This is a genomic window from Rhodococcus aerolatus, from assembly GCF_054783215.1.
Genome location: NZ_BAAGQZ010000046.1, coordinates 124,056 through 150,413, shown reverse-complemented (window position 1 = coordinate 150,413; position 26,358 = coordinate 124,056). Strand labels below are relative to the sequence as shown.

Below are 26,358 nucleotides of genomic sequence, written 5' to 3'. Positions count from 1 at the left end.
GAGGTCCGCGTCGGACGGAGAGTACGTCCGCACCGTGCGTGACCGGTGCCGTTTCGCTGAGGTTCCTGCGCTGGTCAGCCCGGGGGCCTCGGGCCGGCGGCCGGGCGCGAGGAGGGCTGTGAACGGAACCTCGCGTCCTGGGTGCAGTAATCACACACGGAGCGGATGACGGGAATCGAACCCGCGTGTTCAGCTTGGGAAGCTGATGTTCTGCCATTGAACTACATCCGCGCGGCCGCGGACGGCCGCCGAGAAGCATAGCGGGTCGGCCGCGGCGTCCCGCGCGCCCGCCCATGTGGCGGTCCCGCACCGCCCTGACCAGCGCGGACCGTGTCGGTCGGGCGGCTGTCGGTCGGTTGACCTACAGCACGGTCCTGTCGGACCCCCCGCCTACGGTGATCACGCTCGCCGCCCCGGCGGGCCGGGGGGTGGTCAGGGTGGCGGCACGGGTACCGGTGGCGCAGCGCCGCGAGCAGCTGGTGCGGGCGGCCGTCCGGGTGATGCTGCGCGACGGGGTCCACGCCGCCACCACCCGCGCCATCGCGGCCGAGGCCGGGGTGACGCTGGCGATCCTGCACTACTGCTTCGAGACCAAGACCGACCTGCTGCGGCTGGCCTACACCACGGTGCTGGAGCAGACCCTGCACCAGCTGGCCACGGCCCCGCGGCACCCGCAGCAGACCCCGGCCGAGCGGGTGGAGGAGGACCTGCTGGTGGTCGTCCTGGCGGCGGAGGACGACGCGGGCGCGCTGCAGCTGCTCCACGAGTTCGACCTGCACGCGCTGCGCCACCCCGACCTGGCCGACCTGCCCGCGCTGCGCCGGGAGACCGCGCGCCGGGCGACCGCGGCCTGGCTCGTGCGGGTCGGGCAGGAGTGTGGCCTGGAGTGGGACGGGCCGGTCGAGGAGCTGGCCGACGCGGTGTCGGTGCTGCTCGACGGGGTGGTCGCCGCCTGGCTCGTCGAGCGGGACGGGGAGCGCGCCCGCACCCAGGTGCGGCGCTTCGCCGCGGCGCTGGTCAGGCGCTCCGAGCCTGCCGCGGTGGGCTGACCGGCTCGTCCCGGCCGGTGGTGTCGCGCTCGTCGAGGGTGAGCTGGTCGCGGCCGCGCTCCTTGGCCCGGTAGAGCGCGCGGTCGGCCCGGGCGAGCAGTCGGTCGGCGTCCTCCCGGCCGTCCCACCGCGCCAGCCCGGCCGAGCAGGTCTGCCCGTCGGGCACCGCGGTGCGCAGCCGGTCGACGATGCGGACCGCGTCGGTCAGCCGGCAGCCGGGCAGCAGCGCGACGAACTCCTCGCCGCCCCACCGGATGAGCACGTCGCCGCGGCGCAGCTCGGCCGACGCGCGCCGGGCGAACTCGACCAGCAGCCGGTCGCCGCTGGCGTGGCCGTGCCGGTCGTTGTAGGTCTTGAAGTGGTCCAGGTCGAGCAGGGCCACGACGATGTCCTCCTCGGGGGCGCTCTCCGCGGCGGCCAGCTCGTGGGCGGCCCGCTGCCGCCACACCCGGCGGTTCGGCAGCCCGGTGAGCTCGTCGGTCACCGCGCTGTCGCGCAGCGCCTCGGCGTGCAGCAGGGCGGCGAGCTCGTCGGCCATCATCGACACCGCCCGCACCGCGCGTTCCGGGGCGGCCTCGACCCGCCGCGCCCACACCAGCAGCAGGACGGCCACGGTGGTGCCGTCGTGCACCACCGGCTCCCACAGCGCGGAGCCGGCGCCCCGGCTGGGCACCAGCGTGGTGGAGGTGGTGGTGAGGTCGCGCGGGTCCGCGGCGAAGCGCCGCCGTCCGTCGGCCATCACAGCCGCGACCGTGGACTCGGTGGGGGACGTGGAGAGCCGGGTCCGGGTGCCGGGCTCGTCGGGGTGCAGCCCCACCTCGGCCGTGCAGCGCAGCACGTCCCCGTCGGGCTCGAAGAGCAGGGCCGCCCGGGTGCCCGTGATCTGGATGGCCGCGGCGCAGAGCTCGCGACGCCCGGCGGTGCCCGCCCGGACCGCGCGGGTGGCCGCCGCCACCTGGTCGAGCACGTCGCTGCTCTCGCGCAGCCGCTCCCGCTCGGCCTGCTGGTCCTTCGACCACATGTTCACCGTCCAGGCCACGGTCGCCGCCACGACGACGAGCACGCAGGAGATGACCCGGTCCTGCGCGGTGACGACGACGCCGTCGGGCACGGGCAGCAGCAGGCGCTGCACCCCCAGCGCCGCCGCGGCGAGGACGACCTGGCCGCGGGTACCGAACAGGGCGAGCCAGGCCAGCGCGATGAGCGGCAGGTCGTCGGTGCCCGCCGGGCCCAGGGCGACGTGCAGCATCGCGTACGGCACCAGGGAGAGCACCGCGCCGAGACCCACCCGCCAGGGCGGCAGCGGCAGGTGCGGGGCGGAGACGCCGGCGACGATCGCGACGCCGAGCAGTCCCACGGCGACCAGGGCCAGCGGCGGCAGCGGGCCCTCGTGGAGCAGCGTGGTGGCGGCGACGGCCGACACGGCGGCGACGAGGAACGCGGCACCGGCGATGATGTAGGTGCGGCCCGGCCCCCGGCGCGCCCGGTCCGCGGAGCGTTCCGTGCTACCGGTCACGACTCCCCCCGGGTCGGCTGCATCATGGACTCCCGCGAGTCTCACACGCGCGTGAGCAAGATCGCTCCCGTGTGTGACGCAGTGACCGGACCGTCACCTGATCGGTGGACGATCGGGACGACGGGCAGTTCGGACCTCGTGACGAGGGGTGACACCGCGGGCGGCGTCGCCGGCGCGGGACGCCCACTAGGGTCGGGACCGTGCTGCTCAGCGACCGTGACATCCGCGCCGAGATCGCCGCCGGCCGGCTGGGGGTGGACCCCTTCGACGACGCGATGGTCCAGCCCAGCAGCGTCGACGTCCGGCTCGACCGGCTGTTCCGGGTCTTCAACAACACCCGGTACACCCACATCGACCCGGCGCAGCAGCAGGACGAGCTGACCAGCCTGGTCGAGCCCGACGGCGACGACCCGTTCGTGCTGCACCCGGGGGAGTTCGTGCTCGGCTCGACGCTGGAGCGGACCACGCTGCCCGACGACTTGGCCGGCCGGCTCGAGGGCAAGTCCTCGCTGGGTCGGCTCGGCCTGCTCACCCACTCCACGGCCGGGTTCATCGACCCGGGCTTCTCCGGCCACATCACCCTGGAGCTGTCCAACGTGGCCAACCTGCCCATCACGCTGTGGCCGGGGATGAAGATCGGCCAGCTGTGCCTGATCCGGCTCTCCAGCCCGGCCGAGAACCCCTACGGCTCGGCCGCGGCGGGCTCGCGCTACCAGGGCCAGCGGGGTCCGACCCCGTCGCGGGCGCACCTCGGCTTCCACCGGGCGCCCACCCAGCACTGAGCGCAGGATCGCCGGGCGCGCGCCCGCGCAGGAGCAGGGGAGGAACCGCCGTGCCCGATCGTCGCGTCCTGGTGACCGGGGGCGCCGGCTTCATCGGGTCCCACCTGTGCCGGGCCCTGCTGGCGCGCGGCGACGAGGTGCTCGCGGTGGACAACTTCTACTCCGGCGCCCGCTCGAGCGTCGCCGACCTGCTCGGCCACCCCCGCTTCGAGCTCGTCCGTCACGACATCACGTTCCCGCTGTACGTCGAGACCGACGAGATCTACCACCTGGCCTGCCCGGCGTCGCCGATCTTCTACCAGCGCGACCCGGTGCAGACGACGAAGACCTCGGTCGTCGGGTCGATCAACGTGCTCGGCCTCGCCAAGCGGGTCGGGGCGAAGGTGCTGCTCACCTCGACCTCGGAGGTCTACGGCGACCCGGCCGTGCACCCGCAGGACGAGACGTACTGGGGCAACGTCAACCCCATCGGGCCGCGGTCCTGCTACGACGAGGGCAAGCGGTGCGCGGAGACGCTGTTCTTCGACTACCGCCGCCAGCACGACCTGGCCGTCAAGGTGGCGCGGGTGTTCAACACCTACGGCCCGGGGATGCGGCCCGACGACGGCCGCGTCATCTCCAACTTCGTCGTCCAGGCCCTCGCCGGGGAGCCGGTCACCGTCTACGGCGACGGCAGCCAGACGCGGTCGTTCTGCTTCGTCGACGACCTGGTCGACGGCCTCGTCCGGCTCATGGACACCCCCCACGGCGTGACGGGCCCGGTCAACCTGGGCAACCCCGTCGAGGTCACGATGCTCGAGATCGCCCGCACCATCGTGGAGATGACGGGCAGCACCAGCCCGGTCGAGCTGCGCCCGCTGCCCGCCGACGACCCCCGCCAGCGCCGGCCCGACATCACCCGCGCCCGCGAGACGCTCGGCTGGGAGCCCACGGTGGCCTTCGACGACGGGCTGCGCCGCACCGTCGACTACTTCCGCACGCTGGCCGTCGGGGGGTAGCCCCGCACCGGGTCTGCTCGACGCCCCCGCCGCGGTCGGTGGCGGCAACTAGGGTCGGGGGTGCACCGTCGGCAGAACCGAGCAGAGATGAGCGAGGAATGACCGGTCCGTCCAGCGCCACCGCGACCCTCACCCTGACCCCGCCCGCCCCGGTGGCGGTGGTCGAGCAGGAGCAGGCCGAGGGCATGCTCCCCATCGAGCCCACCCGGATGACCGAGCTGCAGAAGATGTCCGACGCCTACGTCGCGGACCTCGAGAGCCTCACCCCGAACAGCCCGCAGCTCGCGGCCAAGGTCGACGAGATCAGCCAGGTCGGGGCGCAGGAGCTCGCCGCGTCGGCGAACGTGTCCAACCGGATGCTGGAGCGGCCCTCCTCGGCGCTGGCAGGCACGTCGGGCCAGTCCAGCGAGGGCCCGCAGGCCAAGGTGGGCAAGACCCTGGCCGACCTGCGCCGCACGGTGGAGGAGCTCACCCCCAACGGGGCCGACCTCGGCACGTCGAAGAAGCTGCTCGGCTTCATCCCCATGGGAAAGAAGATCGACAAGTACTTCGACCGGTACCGCACCGCGCAGTCCCAGCTCGACGCGATCACCAAGGCGCTCTCGGCGGGGCAGGACGAGCTGCGCAAGGACAACGCCGCCATCGAGCAGGAGCGGGCGAACCTGTGGAAGCTCATGGGCGAGCTGACGGAGTACGCGACCCTGATGACCCAGCTCGACCAGGCCGTGGGCCGGCGGGCGGACGCGCTGGAGTCCAGCGACCCGGCCAAGGCCACCGCGTTCCGCTCCGAGGTGCAGTTCGCCGTGGTCCAGCGCCACCAGGACATCCTCACCCAGCTCGCCGTGGCCGCCCAGGGCTACCTGGCCATGGACATGGTGAAGAAGAACAACGTCGAGCTGATCAAGGGTGTGGAGCGGGCCCGCACCACGACGCTGTCCGCGCTGCGCACCGCGGTGATCGTGGCCGAGGCGCTGACCAACCAGAAGATGGTGCTCTCCCAGATCACGGCGCTGAACACGACGACGAGCAACGTCATCGCCTCGAACGCGGCCATGCTCAAGCAGAGCTCGGCCGACATCCAGCAGCAGGCGGCGTCGTCGACGATCGACGTGGCCAAGCTGCAGCAGGCGTTCGACGACGTGTTCGCCACCATGGACGCGGTGGACACGTTCCGCGCCCAGGCCGTGGGCAGCATGCAGCAGACCGTCACCGCGCTGGAGGGGCAGCTGACCAGGGCCCGGCCGTACCTCGAGCGGGCCAGCGCCCCCACCCCCCGCTAGGCTGCGATGTGGAGCTCGCTGTTCGGCCGGGACAAGCAGCCCCCGGCCCCGCCCGCGGCTGAGCCGGCCGCCCCCAGCGGGTCGTTCGCCGAGGAGATGACGGCGGCCCTGCGGGAGGTGAGCTGGACGGCGCGGCGGGCGGGGAACCGGCTGCCGGTGGCGGCGCTGCCCCGGCTGGGGCTGATCGAGGACCTGCTGCACCCGCTGCTGGCCCACCTGGCCGCGAGCCCCCCCACGGTGGACGAGGAGATCGCCGTGCGGGGCATCGTGGCCGACTACCTGCCGACGACGCTGAACGCCTACCTGTCCATGAACACCCAGTTCGCCACGATGGCCCGGCCGGACGGCCGCACCCCGGGGGACGACCTGCTCGACCAGCTGGCCACGCTGCTGCAGGCGACGACCGAGCTGGCGCAGGCCGTGTACGCCCACGACGCGCAGGAGCTGCAGGTGCAGGGCCGCTTCCTGCAGTCGAAGTTCCGCGGCACCGACCTCGACCTGTAGAACCCGACCTGTAGGAGGACCACCTGATGGCACCGGTCACGCTGACGCGGGGCAGCAACACCTCGCTCAGCGCGCTCGTGCCGACGCTGGGCACGGTGGTGCTCGGGTTCGGCTGGGACGTCGTGGAGAGCCGCGGACCCGCCGTCGAGCTCGTCCCGTCGGCCGTGCTGTGCGGCGCGTCAGGGCAGGCGCTCTCCGACGAGCACCTGGTGTTCTTCAACCAGCTGGTGTCCCCGGACGGGTCCGTCACCTACGTCGACGACGACCCGGGCCGTGACGCCGAGCAGCTCGAGATCGACCTCAGCGCGGTCCCCGAGGACGTCAGCCGCATCGTGTTCGTGGTCTACGTGGACCCGGACCTGCGCTCGCCGGGCAGCTTCGGCTCGGTGCGCGGCGCGTACGTGCGGGTGTGCGACCGCAGCGGGGGCGAGCTCATCCGCTACAGCATCGAGGACGACACCGGCCTGGACATCACCGCGATGGTGTTCGCCGAGCTCTACCGGCACAACGGGGCGTGGAAGGTGCGGGCGGTGGGCCAGGGCTACTCGACGGGGCTGCGGGGCGTCGCGGACACCTTCGGCGTCCGGATCTGACGTGGACCGCACGGTCGCCCGCCCCGACCTCGGCTACCTGCGCCGCCGGCCGCACCGCGGGGAGCAGCCCCGCGCGGCCGCGAGCCCCGCACCGGCCGCGGGCGGGGGGCTGTCGCTGCGCCGCGGTGACGGCACGCCGGCCGGGGTGGCCACGCCGCGGGCGGCGCCGGCGATCCCCACGGCGCGGGCGCACGGCCGCACCGTCCTGGCCCCCGAGCTGCCCACGGTCACCCTCGACCGGCGGCAGAGCGCCATCGGGACGCTCGCGTTCGACGTCGCCCCGCACGGCCGGCTCAACGGGGTGTGGGAGCTGGTCGACGGCACCTCCGGGGTGGTGTCGGACGGCGGGACGGGCACCAGTCCCGAGTTCGGCCGGCGCAGCCTGGTCGAGCTGAGCCGCGGCCGCCTGCTGGTCGGGTTGCGCCACGTGCACCGGCTGCGGCGGCTGCTGGTGGTGCTCACCGACCTCGACCCGCAGGGCTCGCGGACCACGGCCCTGGCCACGCTGCACGACGGGGCCACCGTGGAGTCGCTGCACCAGGGGTCGGTGGCCGCGATCGCGTCGTTGGCGCTGTACCAGGTCGACGGGGAGCTGGTGGTGCGCCGCGAGGGCTTCGGCTTCCCGTCGCTGGCCGAGGCGGCGGCGGCCTACGGGTTCGCGGCGAGCTGGACGCCGCCGCTGCACCGCTGAGCCCCGGGCCCGCGGCCACCGGCCCGGCCTAGGCTCACCCGCGCCCCACGCCCGTCCCGAGCCCCGCCCGGAGGCCCCGTGCCCAGCACCGCCACCCGCGCCCTGCGCACCCGAGGCCGCGGCGGTGCGCTGCTGCCCGTCGGGGTCCTCCTCGGTGCGGTGGCCGTGCTCGCCGCCCGGCTGGCGCTCGCCCCGGGCATCCTCGACCACGTCTGGGCCGAGGACGGCGCGGTGTTCCTGCGCGACGCGGAGACCGAGGGGTGGGCGTCGCTGCTGCGCACCTACGCCGGGTACGCGCACGTGCTGCCCCGGGCGCTGGCCGTGCTCGGCACCGCGCTGCCGATCGAGATTTACGCCCGCTACGTCGTCGTCGTCAGCCTGGCGCTGACGGCGCTGCTGGCCGCGTACGCCGCGTGGGCGTCGCGGCCGGTGCTGGGCGACGCCCGGCTCGCCGCCGTCGCCGGGGCGGTGGTGGTGGCCAGCCCGCTGCTGGGCGGGGAGGTGCTGGGCAACCTGGCCAACCTGCAGTGGGTGGTGCTGCCCGCGGCGGCGTGGGCGCTGGCCGCGCCGCGGGGCGGGTGGCCGCACGTGCTGGTGGCCCTGGCCGCGGCGCTGTGCACCCCGCTGGCCGTGCTGCTCGCCCCGGTGGCGCTCGTCGCGCACGGCCGCCGGGTGCTGCGGGCCGCGACCGTGGCGGCCCTGCTCGCCGGGCTGGTGGTGCAGGCCGCGCTGGTCGCCTTGGGTCGGGCGTCGGCGCTGACGGGGCCGGAGCGTCCCGTCGCCGTGCCGCCGGGCCTGCCGCGGGCGCTGCTCACCGCCGCGTCCGGCGCTGCAGTGGAGGGCCCGGTCGCGGAGGCGGTGGGGGCGGCCGTGGTGCTGGCCGTGCTGGTGGTGGGGGCGTGGCAGCGCCACGAGGTCGCGGCCCGGCTGGGGCTCGCGTTCGGGGTCAGTGCGGTGCTCGTGTGGGGCGTCACCGCCGTGCTCTCCGCGGCGCTCCCATCCCGCTACGCCCTCGCGGGTGCGGTGCTCAGCGCGGGCGCGCTGCTGCTGGTGGCCTCGACGCTGCGCCCGCTGCCCCGGCTGCTGCTGCCGCTGCTGCTGGTGTGGGGGCTGACGACCGTCACCACGGGCGCGGAATTCCGGGCGTCGGGCCCGGACTGGACGACGCAGCTCGACCAGGCGCGGGCGGCGTGCACCGCCGGCGCGGGGGAGGCGACGGCGGCGCTGGCCCCCGAGGGCTGGGGCACGGCCACGCTGCCGTGCCGGGCGCTCAGCGGCTGAGCGCGGGCAGGCCGGTGCGCCGGCGGCGGCCCACGGCGCGGGCGAGCCGGTGCGAGGGCCGCTCCACCACGCGGTGGAACCCCTCGGCCAGCAGCAGCGACACCGGGGCGGCCAGCACGAGCACGAGCAGCGCGTCCTGGGTGCCGCCGAGCAGGGCGGTGGTGGTGACGACCACCGGCTCGTGCACCAGGTACAGGCTGAACGAGACCCGGCCCAGCCAGGCCACCACCGGCCGGGTGCCCAGGCGGCGCCCGGACCGGGTGGCGGCGACCAGCCCCACCACGACGACGGCGGCGACGAGCTGCCCGGTCTGCGCCACGGCCAGCACCTCCCGCGTCACCCCGGGCACCGCGGCGGCGAACCAGTACCCGGTGCCGAGCAGGGCGGTGGCCACGACGACGCCGACCCGGACGGGCCGTGGTGCCGCGTCGAACCACGCGCCGGCGCGCCCCAGCCGGCCCCGCTCCCGGGCCAGCACCACCCCCAGCCCGAACACCGGCAGGTAGGTCAAGGCCAGGCCCGCGGAGACACCCAGCACCACCGGCGGTGCCACCCACAGCCGACCCACCGTCGAGGCCACCAGCAGGCCCGCCACCGCCACCCCGGACGGCAACCGCCGGTGCAGCAGGAGCAGGAACGCGGGCAGCAGCAGCGAGAACCACACCTCCCACTGCAGCGACCACAGCGCGGTGTTGACGGTGTCGACGCCCTGGACGACGGTCGCGTCGCGGACCAGGCCCACCGGGGTGAGCACCGCCTGGTGGGCGCGCACCCAGCCGCTGCTGCTCGCCGGCCAGTCCCGGGCCACGGCCAGCAGCAGCCCGGCCGAGAGCAGGGTCGCGGCGACCAGCGGCACGCCCAGCCGGACCAGCCGCGACGGGTAGTACGACGACCACCGCGGCCCCCGCCCGGCCATCCAGGGGGCGGCGAGGACGAACCCGCTGAGGACGAAGAACACCAGCACCGCCTCGGCGCCCGCCCACGCCAGGTGCAGCGGGGTGTGGGTGAGCAGCCAGGAGCGGCTCAGCACCGGTCCGGGGGCCGGGTCGAGGTAGGCGGCCGAGAGCGGCGGGGAGACCAGCATCGCGTGGTGGACGACGACCACGGCGGCGGCCAGGCCCCGCAGCCCGTCCAGCGACGGGATGCGTCCGCGCCCGGGGTCCGGGGTGGCTGCGGGGGGAGGGGTCCGGGGGCCGGGGACCGGTGCGGCAGGCACGGCCGCCACCGTAGGGGAGCGCCCGGACGCACCGGCGGGCGGCGCGCTCAGCGGCCGGCTGGGGCCTGGACCCGGCGGGGCGTCGCGGCGGCGGGGGCGGGGACCGACGGCGACGGGGCGCCCCCGGCGTGGTGGGTCGCGGCCTCGGCTGTCACCGCTCCGGTGCTCGCCGCCCCGGTGCTCGTCACGTCGTCGCTCCCGGTGCCGCCGCTCCCGGTGCCGTCGTCGACGGCCATCCGGTCGCGGCCCTCCGCCTTGGCCCGGTACAGCGCACGGTCCGCCCGGGCCAGCAGCCGGGCCGGGTCCTCCCGGCCGTCCCACTGCGCCAGGCCCGCCGAGCAGGTCTGCCCGTCGGGCACGGCCGCGCGCAGCCGGTCGACGGCGGTCACCGCGTCGGCCAGGGCGCACCCCGGCAGCAGGGCGACGAACTCCTCACCGCCCCAGCGGATGAGCACGTCGCTGCGCCGCAGCTCGGACGACGCGCGGCGGGCGAACTCCGCCAGCAGCTCGTCGCCCCGGCCGTGGCCGTGCCGGTCGTTGTAGGCCTTGAACAGGTCGAGGTCGAGCAGGGCCACCACGACGTCGTCGGCGGGGCGACGGCCGAGGACCTCGGCGGCGCGCTGGTGCCACACCCGGCGGTTGGGCAGCCCGGTCAGCTCGTCGGTGTGGGCGCTGTCGGCGAGCTGCTCGGCGTGCAGCAGGGCGGCCAGCTCGTCGGCGATCATGGTCACCGCCTGCCCGGCCCGGGCCGTCGGCTCCACCACCCGGCCGCGCCAGCCGACCACCAGCACGGCCCGCGCCGTGCCGTCGAGCAGCACCGGCTCGCACAGCAGCGAGGCGGCGCCGAGGGCACTCGCGGCCGCGGGGTCGGCGTCGGGCAGGGCGCGGGGCTCGGCGACGAAGCGGCGCCGCCCGTCGACGAGGGTGTCGGCGACCGGGGAGGTGCCGGGCGCGGTGGGGAGCCGCAGGCCGACGTCCCGCGCGTCGGTGGTCACCGTCGCGCGCAGCACGCCGTCGGCGTCCGGCTCGAGGAGCAGGGCCCGCTGCACGCGGGCCATCCGGCGCACCGCCTCGCACAGCTCGGCCCGGCCGGCCTGCCCGGTGCGCACGGCCCGGGTGGCGGCGGCGACCTGGCCCAGCAGGTCCGTGGTCTCCCGCAGCTGGGCGTCGTGGCGGTCGCGTTCGCGCGCCCAGGAGTTGACGGTCAGCGACACCACGGCGGCCACCGTCATCAGCGCGACGGAGAGCGCGTGGTCCCGGGGGGTCACGACGGCGCCGGCGGGGACGGGCAGCAGGAGCCGTAGCCCGGCCAGCGCGACCAGCGAGAGGACGACCTGCCGTCGGGTGCCGACAAGCCCGAGCCAGGCCACCGCGACGATGGGCAGGTCGTCCGCCCCGGGGGCGTCCGCCGCGACGTGCAGCAGCGCGGCGGGCAGCAGGGACACCAGGGGGGTGACGCCGTCGCGCCACGGCCGCGGCATGACCAGCGGGGCCAGGAGCGCGGTCACGACCGTGAGGATGAGCGTGGCGACGAGGCCGACCAGGGCCCAGGGCGGGATGGGTCCGCCGAGCGCCGCCACGGCGACCGGACCCGCGACGGCGGCGGCGACGAACACGGCGGTGACCGGCGTGGCGGAGGCGCGCAGCACCGAGGTCGAGGACGGTCCCGCGGCACGCGTCACGATGTTCCTCCCGCCGTCGGACCGCTGCGTCCGACGGCCCATTTTCGCGCCGCCGACCGCCCCGGTTCGATCCCGGTGCCATGACGGGACGAAGTTCACCCGATACGGTGAGTGGGACTCTCGAGGATCACGCAGCGTGCATCGCGACCCCTCGTCGACCCCGTGGCAGGGCCGGTCCCGGGGATACCGGGGCACGGTCGACCGGTCGCGACCTGGTGGTTCGCCACACGGTGGCCCACGACCTGGGTTTCTCGGCGGGCGCGACCGGGAGATCATCACTGGTAGTGAAATTCTATTACTCCTCGTGACAACCCGTAAGAGCAGCGAACGGCGCCCGCCACCACGAAGAGCCACCGTTGCCAGCGCCGGGCTCGGCCGTGGTCCGCACCGGTGGCGCCACGTCGCCGTGCCAGAAGTTACGGTCCGTCCAACTCGTGCGACGTTCGGTGACAGAGGTGGTAGCCATGACGGCTGGTTGGTCGCGGTGCGGAGCAGCACGCGCGGTAGTGCTCCTGCTCGCCCTCCTGACGACCCTGGCGGTGTCGCCTCATCCCCCGTCGTCCGCGTCGACCGCACCCGCGGCGGCGCGCGTCACGACCGCTGGTCCCACCCTGCTGCTCGACGGGCACCCGTGGTGGCCGGCGGGGGTCAACGCCTACCAGCTGGCCACGGACTGGTCGGTCAACGTGGGGTGCGGGGCGATGGTTGACCTGGACGCGTTCTTCGCCGGCCTGCCGGCGGGGTCGCTCACCCGCTTCGACGCGTTCCAGTCGCTCGCGGTGGACAAGTACACCCACCAGCTCGACCCTGGTCCGATCGACGCCGTCCTGGCCGCTGCCGCGCGCCACGGCCAGCTGGTGCTGCCCGTGCTCTCGCCGCAGGACGGGGCCTGCGCGAGCGGACCGTTCAAGGACCGGGACTTCTACGCGGCCGGTGGGACGCAGCAGCCCGGCCCGGGCGAGGTGCGGGTCATGAGCTTCCGGGACTGGATGCGCTACGCGGTCGACCGCTGGCGCACCTCTCCGGTGGTCGCGGGCTGGGAGCTCGTCGGCGAGCCGGAGACGTCGGTGTGCGGGGACGCGGCGTGCTCGTGGCCGGCTCGGACCTGCCCGGCCGACGCGGGCGCGGTGCTGCGCTCGTTCCTCGACGTGACCGGGGCCGAGGTCAAGGCCATCGACCCGGCCCACCTGGTGTTCGCGGGGTTCACCGGCGGCGGGCAGTGCGGCACGGGTGGCCAGGACTACCAGCTGGCGGCGGCCTCGCCCGGCGTCGACGTCGTCGAGTACCACGACTACGGGGCTGACGGGGTGCCCCTGCCGGGGGACCGGTGGAACGGCCTGGCCGTGCGGCTGCAGCAGGCCGCGGCGGTGGGCAAGCCGCTGCTCGTGGCCGAGGTCGGCCAGCTCGCCGGCTCCTGCGGCACGACCGTCGACCGGGCGGCGAGCCTGCGCACCAAGCTCTCCGGGCAGCAGCAGGCGGGCACGGCGGGGGCCCTGCTGTGGGCGTGGGTGCCCGACCCGCGCCCGGGTGAGTGCACCTACGACGTCGGTGACGGGGACCCGGCGCTCGGCGTGCTCGACGAGCTCCGTCACCCCTGACGCCCTGGTGCGCCGGCACCCTGGTCGGGACGTCCCGCCCCACTTCTCCTCTCCCCGACCGAGCAGAGGGCCGCCGGTGGCGATCGAGTGGTCCGGGGCGACTCGCCCGCGGTCGGTTCAGGTGGCCCCGACGATGCGGTAGAGCCGCCACGCCGACGGCCCGCTGCCCCCGTCGTTCGGCACCTCCAGCACCAGGGCCGCGAGCCCGCCGGCGCCGTCGTCGTACATCGTGGGGTAGCGGCGGTTGACGGCGTCGGACGTGCCGCGGCCCTCGTTGGGCACCGCGAGCACGTACTGCACGCCCCGTCCGAGCGGGTCGTTGAGGACGGGCACGAAGTCGCTGTCGGAGGTGACGACGAACTGCCGCGGGTGGTCCGAGGACGCGACGACGGCGTACGAGAGCACCGTGTCCAGCAGCACCGAGCCGTCGGGCAGCTCGAGGCTGTCGAGGTGGTCGGCGATGCGGCGGTCGGCGGCGAAGGTCCGCAGGTCGGTCCGCTCCTCGGGCACGTCGCGGCCGGGGACGACCACGCTGGCCAGGGAGTGCTCCAGGGCCCCGAGCCGGGCGTCGCCCATGCCCAGCACGGTGACCGGGATGCCGGCTGCAACGAGGGCGACGGCCGCGACGGAGTACAGCGACGGGCCGGTGTAGCGGCGGGAGCGCTGCGGCGGGCGGGGCCGGGCCGCGGGACCCATCCGCCGCGAGCTGACCACCCCGGTGGGCCGGTGCACCAGCACCAGCAGGCAGAACGTCAGCGGCACCACGCCGATGTAGAAGCGCAGCAGCGGGAACGTGGCGCCCTGGACGTAGAGCAAGGCCTGGACGCCGAGCACGGACCCCAGCAGCAGCACGGGAGCCAGCGCCTCGGGGTCGCGACGGCGCCAGGACACCACGGCCGCGATGACGAGGACGACGGGGAACGCGGGGGAGAGCACCAGCAGCTCGGCGGCGGCGAACCCGGCGCGGGCCATGGCTCCCTCGGCCTCGGTCCCGGACTGGGCGATGATCGCGGAGTTGCCGTACTGGGAGGTGAACTGGGCGAAGGCCTGGCCGGTGATGAGCCAGCTGGTGGCCGACCACAGCACGAAGGCGAGCAGGCCGGGCAGCGCCAGCACCACCCCGTCCATCGTCGCCGCCCACCACCGTGACGAGCGGTGCGGCGCGGTCCAGCCACCGTCGCGGCCCAGGCTCACCCCGGCCACCAGCACCGCGCACACCAGCAGCGGGGCGAGGGCGTCGTAGCGGGTGAGGTAGGTGAGCGCGAGGGCCACGCCCGCGAGCAGCAGGTCGTGCACGTCGTCGGTGCGGACCCAGCGGATCATCCGGCGCACCGCCCAGCACAACGAGAACAGGAACGGCGCCTCGCTCATCCCGTTGGCCGCGTAGAGCACCACCATCGGGTTGGCCGCGAGCAGCGCCACCAACGACCAGGTGAACCACTTGCCGCACCCGCGGTCCACGGCGATGGCGCGCAGCTGCACCACGGTGCCGGCCATGAAGGCGGCGGACATCGTGGCGGCGGCCAGGTTCCAGCGCAGCAGCCCGGGGAACCAGTGCGCCAGTGCGCCGAGCGGCAGCTGGGCGAAGGCGGTCAGCGGGGTGAAGATGAAGCCGATGGCCGCCAGGTGCGGGTCCCGGCTGAGCAGCACGCCGGACACGGCGGCCTCGCGGGACATCGAGTCGGTGAACAGGTAGCCCACCCCGAGGTTCAGCCACATCCCGACGGCGAGGTAGCCCGCGACGCAGCCCCAGAACAGCGGGCCCAGCATCCGGGGGCGGTCCACCGGCCGGTCGTGGCGCGATGGTCGGGGTCGTCGCGGCACCGGGCTCGGGCGGGGCGCCGCGGCGGGGGTGGGCCGGGGCAGCAGCGCGGTCACGCGGGCACCTCCTGCTCCCCGGGCACCGGCTCGTCCCCGGTGTCGAGGCCGTGGAACGTCTTCTCCCAGTAGGACGGGTTGCGCACCAGCTGCCAGCACCCCTTGACCGCGGCCACGCCCATGAGGAACCAGTAGAGCGGCAGGGTCAGGCAGGCCAGCACCAGGTGCTCGTCGCTGTTCGCGCGGCTGCCGGCCAGGTTCATCCAGATGGTCGAGGCGTTGCCGAACAGGATGGAGACCAGCGCGAAGTAGTAGGTGCCCGGCGGGAACGCGGCCGCGACCTGGCTGGGTTGGCCCAGCACCCAGATCGTGGTGACGAGCCAGAACGCCATGTTCGCGCTGGCCACCAGCGGGGTGCCCGCCAGCAGCAGCGTCATCCGCAGCGTGCCGCGGGTGCCCAGGGCCCGCCACAGCCGGACCGGCCTGCGGGCGTGGACGAGCCAGGTCTGCAGGTAGCCCTTGTACCAGCGGGAGCGCTGCCGGACCCAGTTGATCGGGTCGCTGTTGGCCTCCTCGAAGGTGGTCGACTCGACGACGGCGGTGCGGTAGCCGCCGACGTTGATGCGGATGCCGAGGTCGGCGTCCTCGGTGACGTTGAACGGGTCCCACGCGCCGACCTCGTCGAGCACCGAGGCCCGGATGTGGTTCGACGTGCCGCCCAGGGGGATGGGGGAGCCGGTGCTCATCAGGCCGGGGAGCAGGTAGCCGAACCACAGGCCGTACTCGGCGGTGAACCAGCCGGTGAGCAGGTTCTGCCTGCCGTTGTGGAACGCGAGCTTGGCCTGCACGCACGCCACCTGCTCACCCAGGCGGCGGAACGTGGCCACCACCCGGCGCAGCTGCAGCGGCTCGGGCAGGTCCTCCGCGTCGTAGATGGTGACCAGCTCGCCGGTGGCGAAGACCAGGCCGTAGTTGCACGCCTTGGGCTTGGTGCGCGGGTCCGCAGCGGGGACGAGGACCACGGTGAACCGCTCGTCGAGCCCGCCGGCCTGCGCGGCGCGGATGGTGGGCTCGTCGTCCTCCTCGAGCAGCAGCATGATCTCGAGCTTCTCGGCCGGGTAGTCCAGCCGGGCCAGGGAGGTGGTGAGCCGGTTGATCACCTGGGGCTCGTCGTAGGCAGGCACCAGGATCGTGTAGGTGGGCAGCTCGTCGTCGCTCAGCGCGAGCGCCTCGGCGTCGCCGACCCGGGCGATGGCGCCGGCGTCGAGGCCGCGGACGAAGAGCACGAGGCGGTCGACCATGATCCACAGGTAGGCCGCGGTGGCCGTGCTGGTGACCACCACGGCGGTGGTGCGCCAGGACAGGACCAGCCCGAGGGCGGTCACGGCGAGCAGCCCGTAGCCGACGAGTCGCTGCCAGCGGACGAAGGCGACCGACGCGGAGGCCAGCGGGTCTCTGGTGCGCAGCCCGTTCACCGCCTCCTCCAGTCCCGCCGCCCGTTGCGCGTCGGTGAGGTCGTCCAGCCGGCCGGCGCTCACGGTGCGGCCCCAGGCTGCACGCCCGCGACGAGGCTCCGGCCGAGCCCGGTGAGCAGCTCGACGTCCTTGGGCCGTCCGGCCCGGTCGGCAAAGGCCGCGTCCCCGCGCACCACTCGGGCCAGGCCGGTGGCGAGGGTGCCGCCCAGCGCCCGGTCGGGCACGAGGAAGCGGGCCCCGTCGCGGTGGTCGTCGACGCTGACGAGGGTGACCCGTTCCGCGGTGGCACCCGCCCCGGCGGGCAGCGTCGCGGTGAAGGTGAGGATCGAGTAGGTGAGCAGGGCGTCGTCGTCGACCACCGCGTACGCCCGTCCCGTCACGCCGTGCCCGAGGTCGACGTCGGACGCCCGCTGGGTCCGGACGTTGGGGATCGCGTACGTCGCCCCGAGCGGCACCACCTGCAGCAGGGGTGCGTCGGCCACGGTGACGGCGTCGACGACGACGCGCCGGGGGCGCGCGTCGACGTCGAACTCGGCGCTGCCCACGGTCTGCACCAGCTCGGTGCGCTGCCAGTGCGCGCCGGGTCCGTAGTAGCCGGTGGGGCCCGCCACCTCGGTGCTGCCGACCGCGACCCACCCGGGCGCCCCGTCGGTGCCGAGGACCACGGCAGGCAGGTCGGTCACCGTGGGCAGCGTGGTGGCGGGCGCCCCGATGACGGCGGCGGCGAGCCCGGCGGCCAGGACCCACCCGGCGGAGGCGGGGGAGCCCGGCACCACGCTGGCGCGGTCCGGCCCGCGCCGGGGGCGCGCGAGCCGCAGCCACCCGGCGAGGACCAGCACCGCCCCGGACGTGCCGGCGCCCAGCTGGGCCACCCACAGCGGCACCGTCGTCCCGGCGAGGAACACGGCGACGGCGCCGCCGACGGCCAGGGTGGCGGCTGCGGCGACGAGTCGCCGGGTGCGGCTGTGCCCCACCGCGACCGCGGTGGCGAGCGCCGCCACCGCCACGGCCAGCAGGCAGTCCACGAGGCGGGAGGCGCCGAGCGCGGCGGAGAGCACGCGGTACGGCAGCGGCCACCCGGTGGCCAGCACCAGCCACGCCCCGCGGTAGCGGGTCACCGGGCGCAGGCCCAGCAGCAGGACCGCCCCGCCGACCACCAGGACCACCAGCGCCCCCAGGCCCACCTCCCACAGCCGCGGCTGGTTGGAGAAGCGAGGCCCGAGCAGGCCGAGGAGGGCCAGGGCCAGCACGAGGACGACCGTCGAGGTGATGCCGTCGGTCTGCCGGTCGTGGATGGGCAGCTCGGTGCGGTGGCGCACCGCGACGCCGGCCGCGGCGAGGGCGGCGTAGAGCGGCACCCCCAGGACGTACCCGACGGGGTCCCCCGCGGCCGTCTGCTCGACGGTGCGGGCCAGCACCTCGTGGAAGCCCACGGCGGTGGCGGTGAGCAGCACGGCCCACCTCACCCAGAGCGGCCCCAGCGCCGCCCGCACCGCCGCGTCCGCCGCGTGCCACGCGCGGCTCGCGGCGAGCGGGGCCGCCCTGCTCACGGCCGGCCTCGTCGCCACAGCACCGTCAGCAGCAGGGCCGCGCCGAGCAGCACCACCGCGGCTCCCCCGATGGCGATCAGCGGGGTCCGCAGCCCACCCCCGGTCGCGTAGGCCGCACTCGCACCCGCCGCGGGCGCGCCGACCCGGACGGTGAGCTCGACCGGGGGCACGCTGCGGGAGCCGACGACGACGTCCCCGGTGAGGTCGGCCACCCGGGTGGGTTCGGCGGCGAGCCAGCCCAGCACGGCGTCGAGGTCGGCCGGGTTCCCGGTCGAGCCGGCGACGACGACGGTCCGCGAGTGCGCGTCGTCCCACGCGACCTGCACGCTGCCCCGGGGTGCGCCGGCCGGCAGCCCCCGCACGGCCAGCGCGGGGGCGTCCACGTCGTCCAGCGGCAGGGAGGTGCCGTCGGGGAGGCCACCGGCGGGGGTGACGACGAGCGCGGGGGTGGCGGCGTCCAGGGCGGCCGTGACCCCGGTCAGGGTCGGGTCCAGCGGTGCGGCGCTGAGCCGCTGCCAGGCCACCAGCAGCTGCTGGGCGCGGTCGAGGTCGGCGGTGGAGGTGCCGTCGAGGCCGACGGTGACGGTGGGCGTCAGTCCCTGGGGCAGGGAGGCGAAGCCACCGGCCGGTCCGGGGGTCCCCGCCGTCGTGGTGACGGTGCTCGTCGGGTCGAGCGCCAGGGTGGTCGAACTCCCGGTGCCGCAGCCGAAGTCGCCCGAGAGGTCCACCGCGAGGTCGACCTGCAGGAACCGGCTGAGCCGGTCGGCGGGGACGTCGACGGTGAGGTCGAGGCGTCCGCTCCCGTCCAGGGGTGCCGTGGCGAGGCGGGTGGTCCCGGCGGTGGCCGTGACCTGGCCGCTGTAGCTGCTCGGCTGGGGGGTGTAGCTCCCGAGGAGGTGCAGCCGCACCGACCCGAGCGGGCGCCCGATCCGGGTCGCGTCGACCGTGACGGGCAGCTCGACGTGCCGGCGGCCGGTGGCTTGGAGCGGGCTCTGCGCGAGGTCGCCGAGGGTGACCACGTCCGCGGGCAGCTGCGGCACGGTCCGGGTCACCGCGGTCGCGTCGTCGAGGGTCCGCAGCAGCAGCCGTGCCTGGTCGCGCAGCGTGGTGTCGTCACCGCTGAGGCGCAGGGCCGTTCCCGCCTCGGTGGGCTCCAGCGCGACGCCGGTCTGCGGTCCGGAGCGCAGCACCACGGCCCGTTCCAGCGGCGCCGCGTCGGGCACCGGGGCACCGGGGGTGAGCTCGGCCAGCCGGACCTGGGTGCGGGCCGCGCCGTAGCGGTGGACGAGGCCGGCGCTCAGGGCCAGGGCCGTGTCGCGCTGCGCGGCTGACGAAGGGTCGGTCAGGTAGACGGTGGCGGCGCGCAGCACGGGCGGGAAGAACGTCGTCGGGGTGGCGGGGGTGGCCTCGGTGCCGCTGTAGGTGAGCACCCCGGCGTCCAGGGTAGGCGGGCCGTCCGGGGTGCTCACGCACGTCTCGGTGCTCGTGCGCAGCTCGGAGCGCAGGGTCAGGGTGACGGCGCGGTCGACGACGGGCGCGTCGCGCAGCGGGACGGTGACCTGGGTGCCCCCGGTGTCGGTGACGTCGAGCCGGGCGAGCCCGACGTCACCGGAGGTGACGCTGATGGCGGCGCCGGTGGCGGCGAGCGGGAGGCGCACCGTGCCGCTGAGCTGCACGGGGGTGAGACCGTCGGGCACGGGCAGGACGAGCTGGGTGGTGGTGGCCGTGGGCAGCGCGACGGCGCCGCGGCCGAGGTCGGTGAGGGAGATGGCGGTGGCCGGGGCGGCCGGCACGTCCTGGGCGGCAGCGGCGCCCGCCAGCTCGACGGGGCCGAGCGCCACGACGACCACGAGCAACCCGGCGGCGGCACGACGGCGGACACGGCTCACCGTCGCGGCGACTCCATCACTCATTGTCAGTAGACAGAAGCCCTCAGTAGCCACATGGGGACGGTAACCGGGTCCCCACGGCCGCAACAGACCGCGGCACGATCACGATCCGGCGATGTAGTGGCTCTGGACCTGGTCGGCGGTGAGCACGCTGGTGTACACGGCGGCGAACGCGAGGCTGCCGGCGAAGAAGTTGCTGGTGGGCGTGCCCGTGCCCCAGCCGGAGTTGTTGTCGTAGCCGATGCGCCAGTAGCCGGTGTAGTTCTGGGCGGTCGTCGTGGCGGGGTCCGTCGCCACCAGTGCGCCGTCGACGTAGAGCGCCATGCCCGCGGTGCTCGACAGGCTGGCTGCCGCGTGGTGCCAGGTGCCGTCGTTGTAGCCGGCCGGGCTGTTCACCGTCCGCACGGCGTTGGGGTAGACGCCGAAGTACACGGCGCCGCTGTCGCTGAGGTAGAGGTGCCGGTCGTAGTTGCCCGAGCTGCCGGTGCGGGCGTTGCCGAACCCGATGAGCTTGCCCCCGGTCCGCGTGGTGGTGCGGAACCAGATCTCCTCGGTGAAGTTCACGGGGTTCGCCTGTGTCGTGGTGGGCCCGGAGACGTACCCGGTCGAGCCGTTGAGCGTGATCCCGCGGTTGGGGCTGTCGCGCTCGCACGGCCCGGTGGCGCCGTAGGTGACCCCGCCCGCGGTGTAGGTGCCGGGCCGGTTGGTGCCGGCCGACACGTCCGCCGCGGTGGTGCCGGTCGTCTCGGAGAGCGGGTAGACGAAGTAGGCGCTGCTCGGGGCGACGTCGGCTGCCCTGCAGGTGAAGTACGGCGCAGTGGCGGCCGTGTCGGTGCTGTTGGTGACACGGGCGGAGAACGCCGAGGACGTGCTGATCGTGGCCAGGCTGAGCAGCAGCGCGGCGACCACACCGAGGGCGGCGGCGACCCGGGCCCCGTGCCGGCGCAGCGCGCTCACCGGAGCTCCCCGCCCGGGCCGTCGAGCAGGTCCGACACCAGGTCGGCGTCGTCGGGGTCGGTGCGCGCGTCCGCGTCGGGCGGCAGGTCCGCCGGGGTCGGCCCGGGGGGCACGGGGCGCAGGCCGCCGAGCAGCACCCACAGCGTGGGGCTGAGCCAGATGAGGACGACCACGACCCACCAGCCCACCGGCATGTGCAGGCCGAGCCCGATGTCGGCGCGGCCCTCGGGCGGTTGCCCGGTGATGGAGAGGACGCCGGTCTGACCGGCGCGCAGGTCCAGCGGGGTGGCGTCGGCGTTCGACACGGCCAGCCGGATGGGCAGCATCCCGGTGGACACCATCGACACGTTCGTCACCCCGTCGTCCGACGTCGTCGTCAGCTGCACCGCCGCGGCGAAGGGCCGGAGCATCGCGGCGGCGCCGAGCACCAGCAGCGCTGCGCCCAGGAGCCGCGCCGGCCCGCGCAGCCAGCCAGGGGCGAGCCAGCGGGTGAGCGCCCACAGCGCCACACCGCCCAGCAGCCAGAACGGGAGCGCCCGGGTGAGCCAGCCCACCCCCCACAGCCGCGCCGTGACCTTTCCGACGAGGTCGGCGTCGTGCACCGTCCACGGGTCGACGGCCCCGTTGATGTCGCCCTGTGTGCGCACCCCCTCGGCGGTCCGCTCGACCACGCGGTGGGTGTAGGTCACGCCGGGCTCGGGCTCGGGGTGGTAGGAGATGACGTCGCCCACCCGGAGCTCGGCCAGCGTCGTGGGCCGGGTGAGCACCAGGGTGCCCACCGGGGCGGCCTCGCCCATGGACGGCGTCGACACGCTCAGCCAGCGTCCACCGGTCAGGTAGAACCCGGCTGCCGCCACCACCAGCAGCAACAGGCTCAGCGCGCCGACGACGGTCGCGGCGCGACGCACCGGCCCCGGTCCCGTCCCGGACGTGGCGACACCCGCCTCCCCGGCCGCGGGGTCGCGGTCGGGAAGGCGGGTGTCGGTGGTGCTCATGGGGAGGTGCGGTGCTCCTCGCTGCGTCAGGCCGTGAAGGTCCACGTGATGGGCTGGGAGGCGGCGCGGTTCTGGTAGGTGTTGTCCGCCGCGAGCGGCAGCGAGACGGAGAAGTTGAACACCACCGAGGCGCCGGGGGCGACCGGAGCGGGCAGCGTGACGGTCTTGCCGGCGAGGCTGGTGGCGGTGCCACTGGCGGCGGTCACCGCGGTGCCGGGCGCCGCGCCGGTGGTGACGGCGATGGTGAGCTGGTCGCACAGGTTGCCCGAGCCGGTCGGGGCTGCCGGGGAGCCCACCACGTTGGCGGTGTTGGCGCAGCTGCCGTAGGCCATCGTGAACGAGTTGGCCGCCACGGTCCCGGTGTTCTTCAGGGTGACCGTCGTGGTGCTGGCGGCGCCGCCCGGCACCAGGGTCGTCGAGCCGCCGTACTTGTTGATGGTCGCGCAGGTCGCGGTGTTGGTGTTGATCGAGTTGGCCGGGGTGCCCGTGCCGGCGTCGGTGCTGTTGCACGTCGCCGTGCTGCCGATCTCCTGCATGGTCAGCGTGCCGCTGGCCGCCGTGTCCACCGTGTTCTGGATCTGCGCGGTGAAGGCGGACAGCGTGCCGGTGGTGGCCAGCGCCAGCGCGCCGGTCGCGGCCACACCGGCGATGAGGGCGACGGGGGCGAAGCGGCGACGGCGGGGGGAGGGGTTCTGGCCGGCGGGCGGGACCTGCGACATGGCTCCTGGCTTCCTGTTCGGGTGCTCGGTCCCGACGGTCGGGCTCGATGCGAGGCAGTGACTCAACGTGTCCGTCGTTCACCGACAGCGAGAAAGGTAGGGCACAACCGGCGTGGGCGGAAGCGATCGGGCCCTTCCGGTTCAAAGTTCACTCTTTCGGGAACCGAAGGGATCACGACGATGTCCCGGCCGGCGCCGACATGATCTCGACCAGCGCGTTGTCCGTGAGGTACCCCGTCTGGTTCACTGTTCAACATCAGATCGCACGATGTTCGAAGCATGCCCGGAAGGCCGAACCGATGACTGCACCCACGACGAATCCCCCCCTCGGCCCCGTCACTCGTGCGTGGCAGCTACTCACCCTCGGCGCCGACCGGCTCCGCCGGGTCTTCGCGGCCGAGCTGGGTGTCTCGGTCACCGAGCTGAACGCCGTGGCGCACCTCTACCGGCACGGTGAGACCACGGCGGGCCACCTGGCCGAGGGCCTGGGCCTGGGTGTCGCCGGGACGACCACGGTGATCGACCACCTCGAGCGGGCGGGGTACGCCCGGCGCGTCACCCATCCCGACGACCGCCGGGTCCGGTTGGTCTCGCTCACCCCGGGGGGTGTCCACGCGGCGGAGTGGGTGATCGAGCGGTCCACCGAGGCCGTGCGCCCTGCGCTGGACGGCTGCACCGACGACGAGCTGACCCGGCTGGCCGAGCTGATCCGGGCGATGGCGGACGGGATGGGCGCCTGAGGCCGACCCGCGTCGCGTGCGGCGCCCGAGGTGGCTCGCCGACGTGTGTCTCGGACGACTCGAGGTGGGGGGAGGTTTGGCTGCGACTCTGAGTATGCGAGCAACTACTGGGTGCTAGTGTTTGCGCACCGTAGCCAGAAGTGACTCTAGGTGGCGGCCTGATCGACCACATCCACGGGGAGACCGATGACCGTCGTCAGTGCCTCCGATGCCGGCGCGCACCGGTCCGGGCGCGCGTACGACCACGAGGTCCTCGGCCCGGTCGCCGAGCCCCCGGCGGCGCTCGAGACCCCCGCGCAGCGGCGTACCCGCTGGGAGCGCTCGTACGCCCGCCGCCTGGTGGTGACCGACGTGCTGGTGGTGCTCGCGGCGGTCGCCGTCGCGCACGGTGTCCGGTTCGGGATCGACCCGGACACCGTGAGCCGCGGCGACCAGCTGCAGATCTCGGTGGGGCTCGCGCTGATGTGGGTGGCCTCGCTGGCCCTGGGCCGCACCCGCGACGAGCGGATCATCGGCAACGGCCCTGATGAGTACCGCCGCGTCGCCCGCACGGTGTTCCACCTCTTCGGCCTCGTCGCCATCGCCAGCCTGCTGTTCCAGCTCGCCCCGGCGCGGGGGTACCTGGCCATCGCCTTCCCGCTGGGCCTGGTAGGCCTGGTGCTGTCCCGCCACCACTGGCGGCGGTGGCTGGTCCGGCGTCGGGCCGAAGGGCTGTTCATGAGCACGGTGCTCGTGGTCGGGAGCCGGCGCTCCGCGGAGGACATGGCGGCCAGCTGCACCCGGGAGCCGGGCTCCGGCTACCGGGTGGTGGGGGTCTGCGTGCCCGGTGGCGGGGCCACCGAACCCGCGCCGCCGCAGGGGCCCGGTGTCGCGGTGCTGGGCTCGGAGCGCTCCATCGTCGATGCGCTGCGGTCGAGCCGGGCGGACACCGTCGCCGTCACCGGGGCCGACCGGCTGGGTCACGCGGCGATGCGTGCGCTGGCGTGGGACCTGCAGGAGCTCGACATCGACCTGGTGGTGTCCCCCGGGGTGGTCGACGTGGCGGGACCTCGGCTGACGGTGCGACCGGTGGCGGGCCAGCCGCTGATGCACGTCGAGGAGCCGCAGTACGCGGGGGCCAACCAGTTCATCAAGTCGGGCTTCGACGTGGTCGTCACGCTGTTCGCGCTGCTGGCGCTCTCCCCGCTGCTGGTCGTGGCCGCCGCCGCCGTCCGGCTGAGCAGCCGCGGGCCGGTGATCTACCGTTCCGAGCGGATGGGTCTGGACGGTGAGCCGTTCGAGATGCTCAAGTTCCGCACGATGGTCGACGGAGCCGACGGGATGCTCGGTGACCTCGCGGCCGCCGGGGCGGGCAACGAGGTGCTGTTCAAGATGCGGGCCGACCCGAGGGTGACCCGGGTGGGTCGGGTGCTGCGCCAGCTCTCCCTCGACGAGCTGCCCCAGCTGTGGAACGTGCTCATCGGCGACATGAGCCTGGTGGGGCCACGGCCGCCGCTGCGCCGCGAGGTGGAGACCTACTCCGGGGACGTGCGACGCCGGCTGCTGGTCAAGCCCGGCATCACGGGGCTGTGGCAGGTGAGCGGGCGCAGCGACCTCTCCTGGGAGGAGTCGGTGCGCCTCGACCTCAGCTACGTGGAGAACTGGTCGATGGTCCAGGACCTGATCATCATCTGGCGCACGGTCAACGCGGTGCTGCGAGGCAAGGGTGCCTACTAGCCCCAGGCTCGTGACGCCGTCGGCCGCGCCGTCGTCCCCGCCGCCGTCGTCGGCGCCCGGACCGCTGGTCGGGGTCTCGGTGTGCGTCGTCGGCATCAACTACGAGCCCGAGCAGACGGGCATCGCGCCGTACACGACGGCGCTCGCGCAGGCGCTGCTGGCCGCCGGGGCCCGGGTCCGCGTGGTCACCGGGGTGCCGCACTACCCCCAGTGGCGCATCACCGACGCGAAGTACCGCCGAGGACTGCGCTGGGCCGAGGAGATCGACGGGGTCACCGTCACCCGGGTGCGGCACGCCGTGCCGCGGCGCAGCACCCTGCGGGCGCGCCTGGGCATGGAGCTGACCTTCCTCGTACAGGCCGCCCGCGTGCTGGTGCGCGATCGCTCCGACGTCGTCGTGGCGGTCAGCCCGTCGCTCAGCGGGCTCGCAGCCGCCGTGCTCACCCGACGGGGTCGGCGTCTCGCCGCGGTGGTGCAGGACCTCACCGGCAGCGGGGCGGCCGAGTCCGGCACGACCGGGTCGCGCGTGGCCGCGGTGATCGGTGCGGCCGAGTTCGCGCTGCTGCGCCGGGTGGACGCGGTGGGCGTGGTGTCGGAGGGGTTCCGCTCGTCCGCCGTCGGCCGGGGTGTGCCGGCGGAGACCGTCGTCGACGTCCGCAACTTCACCCACATCGAGCCGTCGGCGGTCGGGGTGTCGGAAGCCCGGGAGCGCCTGGGCTGGGCGCGCGATCGGGTCACCGTGGTCCACACCGGCAACATGGGCCGCAAGCAGGGGCTGGAGCTGGCCATCGAGGCTGCTCGCGGTGCCGACTTCGACCTGGTCCTGGTGGGGGACGGCAACGAGCGCGCCACGCTCGAGCAGCACGCGGCAGGGCTGCCGAACGTGCACTTCGTGGACCCGCTGAGCCGCGAGGACTACCCGCTGGCCCTGGCCGCGGCGGACGTCCTGCTGCTCAACGAGCGGGTGGGCGTGAAGGAGATGAGCCTGCCCAGCAAGATCACCTCCTACGTGTGCGCGGGGCGCCCGATCGTCGCGGCGGTGGAGCCGGGCGGGGCGACGCACCGCGAGCTCACCCGTTACGGCGCTGCGCACCTCGTCGCGCCCGGGTCACCCACCGAGCTCAGCGGCGGCGTGGCCCGGCTCGGCGCCGACCAGGTGCTGCGTCGCGAGGTGCTGCGCGGAGCCGAGGGCCTGGCGGCCGACGCGGGACACCGCGCGGCCGCGGTGCGCTACGTCCGGCTGGTGCAGTCGACCCGGGCGCCGCTGCCCGAGCGCCGCTCGCGGTAACTATGCCCAGGGGAACATCCG

General features: G+C 74.9%; 22 protein-coding genes and 1 tRNA gene. 12 read left to right on the top strand and 11 right to left on the bottom strand.

Going from position 1 to position 26,358, the window contains the following annotated elements; all coding sequences use genetic code 11:
• Nucleotides 1-160: 160 nt before the first annotated feature.
• Nucleotides 161-231: transfer RNA gene (locus tag ACYVOF_RS17560), tRNA-Gly, on the bottom strand.
• A 206-nt stretch (nucleotides 232-437) separates the two neighbouring features.
• On the opposite strand from ACYVOF_RS17560, the gene ACYVOF_RS17555 reads away from it, so the two are divergent.
• Entirely contained in the window at nucleotides 438-1,049 is a 612-nt protein-coding gene (locus tag ACYVOF_RS17555; RefSeq protein ID WP_460868757.1) for a TetR/AcrR family transcriptional regulator, read from the top strand.
• On the opposite strand, the gene ACYVOF_RS17550 is transcribed toward ACYVOF_RS17555, so the two are convergent.
• Complete coding sequence (locus ACYVOF_RS17550) at nucleotides 1,018-2,565, bottom strand: GGDEF domain-containing protein (protein ID WP_460868755.1); 1,548 nt, start codon at nucleotides 2,563-2,565, stop codon at nucleotides 1,018-1,020. The genes ACYVOF_RS17555 and ACYVOF_RS17550 overlap by 32 nt on opposite strands.
• A gap of 200 nt (nucleotides 2,566-2,765) precedes the next feature.
• On the opposite strand from ACYVOF_RS17550, the gene dcd reads away from it, so the two are divergent.
• From dcd to ACYVOF_RS17515, 7 genes are all read left to right on the top strand, one after another.
• Complete coding sequence (gene dcd / locus ACYVOF_RS17545; RefSeq protein WP_460868753.1) at nucleotides 2,766-3,347, top strand: dCTP deaminase; 582 nt, start codon at nucleotides 2,766-2,768, stop codon at nucleotides 3,345-3,347.
• A 50-nt stretch (nucleotides 3,348-3,397) separates the two neighbouring features.
• Complete coding sequence (locus ACYVOF_RS17540; protein WP_460868751.1) at nucleotides 3,398-4,345, top strand: UDP-glucuronic acid decarboxylase family protein; 948 nt, start codon at nucleotides 3,398-3,400, stop codon at nucleotides 4,343-4,345.
• 98 nt (nucleotides 4,346-4,443) lie between these two features.
• Nucleotides 4,444-5,625, top strand: coding sequence for a toxic anion resistance protein (locus ACYVOF_RS17535; RefSeq protein ID WP_460868749.1), 1,182 nt, complete (start codon nucleotides 4,444-4,446; stop codon nucleotides 5,623-5,625).
• A gap of 6 nt (nucleotides 5,626-5,631) precedes the next feature.
• Nucleotides 5,632-6,129 (top strand): hypothetical protein, encoded by a 498-nt coding sequence (locus ACYVOF_RS17530; protein WP_460868748.1) that lies wholly within the window; start codon nucleotides 5,632-5,634, stop codon nucleotides 6,127-6,129.
• Nucleotides 6,130-6,155: 26 nt separating this feature from the next.
• Nucleotides 6,156-6,722 (top strand): TerD family protein, encoded by a 567-nt coding sequence (locus ACYVOF_RS17525; protein ID WP_460868746.1) that lies wholly within the window; start codon nucleotides 6,156-6,158, stop codon nucleotides 6,720-6,722.
• 1 nt (nucleotide 6,723) lies between these two features.
• Complete coding sequence (locus ACYVOF_RS17520) at nucleotides 6,724-7,413, top strand: hypothetical protein (protein ID WP_460868744.1); 690 nt, start codon at nucleotides 6,724-6,726, stop codon at nucleotides 7,411-7,413.
• A gap of 78 nt (nucleotides 7,414-7,491) precedes the next feature.
• Nucleotides 7,492-8,694, top strand: a complete 1,203-nt coding sequence (locus ACYVOF_RS17515) for a hypothetical protein (RefSeq protein ID WP_460868742.1) — start codon at nucleotides 7,492-7,494, stop codon at nucleotides 8,692-8,694.
• Here the strand turns inward: ACYVOF_RS17515 and ACYVOF_RS17510 are convergent.
• Entirely contained in the window at nucleotides 8,684-9,910 is a 1,227-nt protein-coding gene (locus tag ACYVOF_RS17510; RefSeq protein ID WP_460868740.1) for an acyltransferase family protein, read from the bottom strand. The genes ACYVOF_RS17515 and ACYVOF_RS17510 overlap by 11 nt on opposite strands.
• Nucleotides 9,911-9,957: 47 nt before the next feature.
• Nucleotides 9,958-11,592 carry a GGDEF domain-containing protein gene (locus ACYVOF_RS17505; protein WP_460868738.1) on the bottom strand — a complete coding sequence of 545 codons (1,635 nt, stop codon included), beginning with the start codon at nucleotides 11,590-11,592 and terminating at the stop codon, nucleotides 9,958-9,960.
• Nucleotides 11,593-12,056: 464 nt separating this feature from the next.
• On the opposite strand from ACYVOF_RS17505, the gene ACYVOF_RS17500 reads away from it, so the two are divergent.
• Complete coding sequence (locus ACYVOF_RS17500) at nucleotides 12,057-13,190, top strand: glycoside hydrolase 5 family protein (protein ID WP_460868736.1); 1,134 nt, start codon at nucleotides 12,057-12,059, stop codon at nucleotides 13,188-13,190.
• A gap of 117 nt (nucleotides 13,191-13,307) precedes the next feature.
• On the opposite strand, the gene ACYVOF_RS17495 is transcribed toward ACYVOF_RS17500, so the two are convergent.
• The 7 genes from ACYVOF_RS17495 to ACYVOF_RS17465 form a co-directional block, all read right to left on the bottom strand.
• The gene (locus ACYVOF_RS17495; protein ID WP_460868976.1) at nucleotides 13,308-14,960 is read right to left on the bottom strand and encodes an ABC transporter; all 1,653 of its coding nucleotides are present in this window, start codon (nucleotides 14,958-14,960) and stop codon (nucleotides 13,308-13,310) included.
• A gap of 104 nt (nucleotides 14,961-15,064) precedes the next feature.
• Nucleotides 15,065-16,546, bottom strand: a complete 1,482-nt coding sequence (locus ACYVOF_RS17490) for a glycosyltransferase (protein ID WP_460868734.1) — start codon at nucleotides 16,544-16,546, stop codon at nucleotides 15,065-15,067.
• Nucleotides 16,543-18,033 (bottom strand): hypothetical protein, encoded by a 1,491-nt coding sequence (locus ACYVOF_RS17485; RefSeq protein WP_460868732.1) that lies wholly within the window; start codon nucleotides 18,031-18,033, stop codon nucleotides 16,543-16,545. The genes ACYVOF_RS17490 and ACYVOF_RS17485 overlap by 4 nt, the downstream gene beginning before the upstream one ends.
• Complete coding sequence (locus ACYVOF_RS17480; RefSeq protein WP_460868730.1) at nucleotides 18,030-19,922, bottom strand: hypothetical protein; 1,893 nt, start codon at nucleotides 19,920-19,922, stop codon at nucleotides 18,030-18,032. The genes ACYVOF_RS17485 and ACYVOF_RS17480 overlap by 4 nt, the downstream gene beginning before the upstream one ends.
• A 102-nt stretch (nucleotides 19,923-20,024) precedes the next feature.
• Nucleotides 20,025-20,879 (bottom strand): LamG domain-containing protein, encoded by an 855-nt coding sequence (locus ACYVOF_RS17475; protein ID WP_460868728.1) that lies wholly within the window; start codon nucleotides 20,877-20,879, stop codon nucleotides 20,025-20,027.
• The gene (locus ACYVOF_RS17470; RefSeq protein ID WP_460868726.1) at nucleotides 20,876-21,874 is read right to left on the bottom strand and encodes a S26 family signal peptidase; all 999 of its coding nucleotides are present in this window, start codon (nucleotides 21,872-21,874) and stop codon (nucleotides 20,876-20,878) included. The genes ACYVOF_RS17475 and ACYVOF_RS17470 overlap by 4 nt, the downstream gene beginning before the upstream one ends.
• A gap of 26 nt (nucleotides 21,875-21,900) precedes the next feature.
• The gene (locus ACYVOF_RS17465; RefSeq protein ID WP_460868724.1) at nucleotides 21,901-22,593 is read right to left on the bottom strand and encodes a hypothetical protein; all 693 of its coding nucleotides are present in this window, start codon (nucleotides 22,591-22,593) and stop codon (nucleotides 21,901-21,903) included.
• Between the two features lie 299 nt (nucleotides 22,594-22,892).
• Here ACYVOF_RS17465 and ACYVOF_RS17460 point away from each other — a divergent pair, with 299 nt between their 5' ends.
• From ACYVOF_RS17460 to ACYVOF_RS17450, 3 genes are all read left to right on the top strand, one after another.
• Complete coding sequence (locus ACYVOF_RS17460) at nucleotides 22,893-23,333, top strand: MarR family winged helix-turn-helix transcriptional regulator (protein ID WP_460868722.1); 441 nt, start codon at nucleotides 22,893-22,895, stop codon at nucleotides 23,331-23,333.
• A gap of 186 nt (nucleotides 23,334-23,519) precedes the next feature.
• Nucleotides 23,520-25,049 carry a sugar transferase gene (locus ACYVOF_RS17455; RefSeq protein ID WP_460868720.1) on the top strand — a complete coding sequence of 510 codons (1,530 nt, stop codon included), beginning with the start codon at nucleotides 23,520-23,522 and terminating at the stop codon, nucleotides 25,047-25,049.
• A 10-nt stretch (nucleotides 25,050-25,059) separates the two neighbouring features.
• Nucleotides 25,060-26,337 carry a glycosyltransferase gene (locus ACYVOF_RS17450; RefSeq protein WP_460868718.1) on the top strand — a complete coding sequence of 426 codons (1,278 nt, stop codon included), beginning with the start codon at nucleotides 25,060-25,062 and terminating at the stop codon, nucleotides 26,335-26,337.
• Nucleotides 26,338-26,358 lie beyond the last annotated feature (21 nt).

Excerpts from the sequence above, each read along its gene's own strand:
- ACYVOF_RS17455 (WP_460868720.1), top strand. The coding sequence starts at position 23,520 with ATGACCGTCGTCAGTGCCTCCGATGCCGGCGCGCACCGGTCCGGGCGC.
- ACYVOF_RS17535 (WP_460868749.1), top strand. The coding sequence starts at position 4,444 with ATGACCGGTCCGTCCAGCGCCACCGCGACCCTCACCCTGACCCCGCCC.
- ACYVOF_RS17470 (WP_460868726.1), bottom strand. The coding sequence starts at position 21,874 with ATGAGCACCACCGACACCCGCCTTCCCGACCGCGACCCCGCGGCCGGG.
- ACYVOF_RS17525 (WP_460868746.1), top strand. The coding sequence starts at position 6,156 with ATGGCACCGGTCACGCTGACGCGGGGCAGCAACACCTCGCTCAGCGCG.
- ACYVOF_RS17500 (WP_460868736.1), top strand. The coding sequence starts at position 12,057 with ATGACGGCTGGTTGGTCGCGGTGCGGAGCAGCACGCGCGGTAGTGCTC.
- ACYVOF_RS17465 (WP_460868724.1), bottom strand. The coding sequence starts at position 22,593 with ATGTCGCAGGTCCCGCCCGCCGGCCAGAACCCCTCCCCCCGCCGTCGC.
- ACYVOF_RS17530 (WP_460868748.1), top strand. The coding sequence starts at position 5,632 with ATGTGGAGCTCGCTGTTCGGCCGGGACAAGCAGCCCCCGGCCCCGCCC.
- ACYVOF_RS17460 (WP_460868722.1), top strand. The coding sequence starts at position 22,893 with ATGACTGCACCCACGACGAATCCCCCCCTCGGCCCCGTCACTCGTGCG.
- ACYVOF_RS17495 (WP_460868976.1), bottom strand. The coding sequence starts at position 14,960 with ATGCTGGGCCCGCTGTTCTGGGGCTGCGTCGCGGGCTACCTCGCCGTC.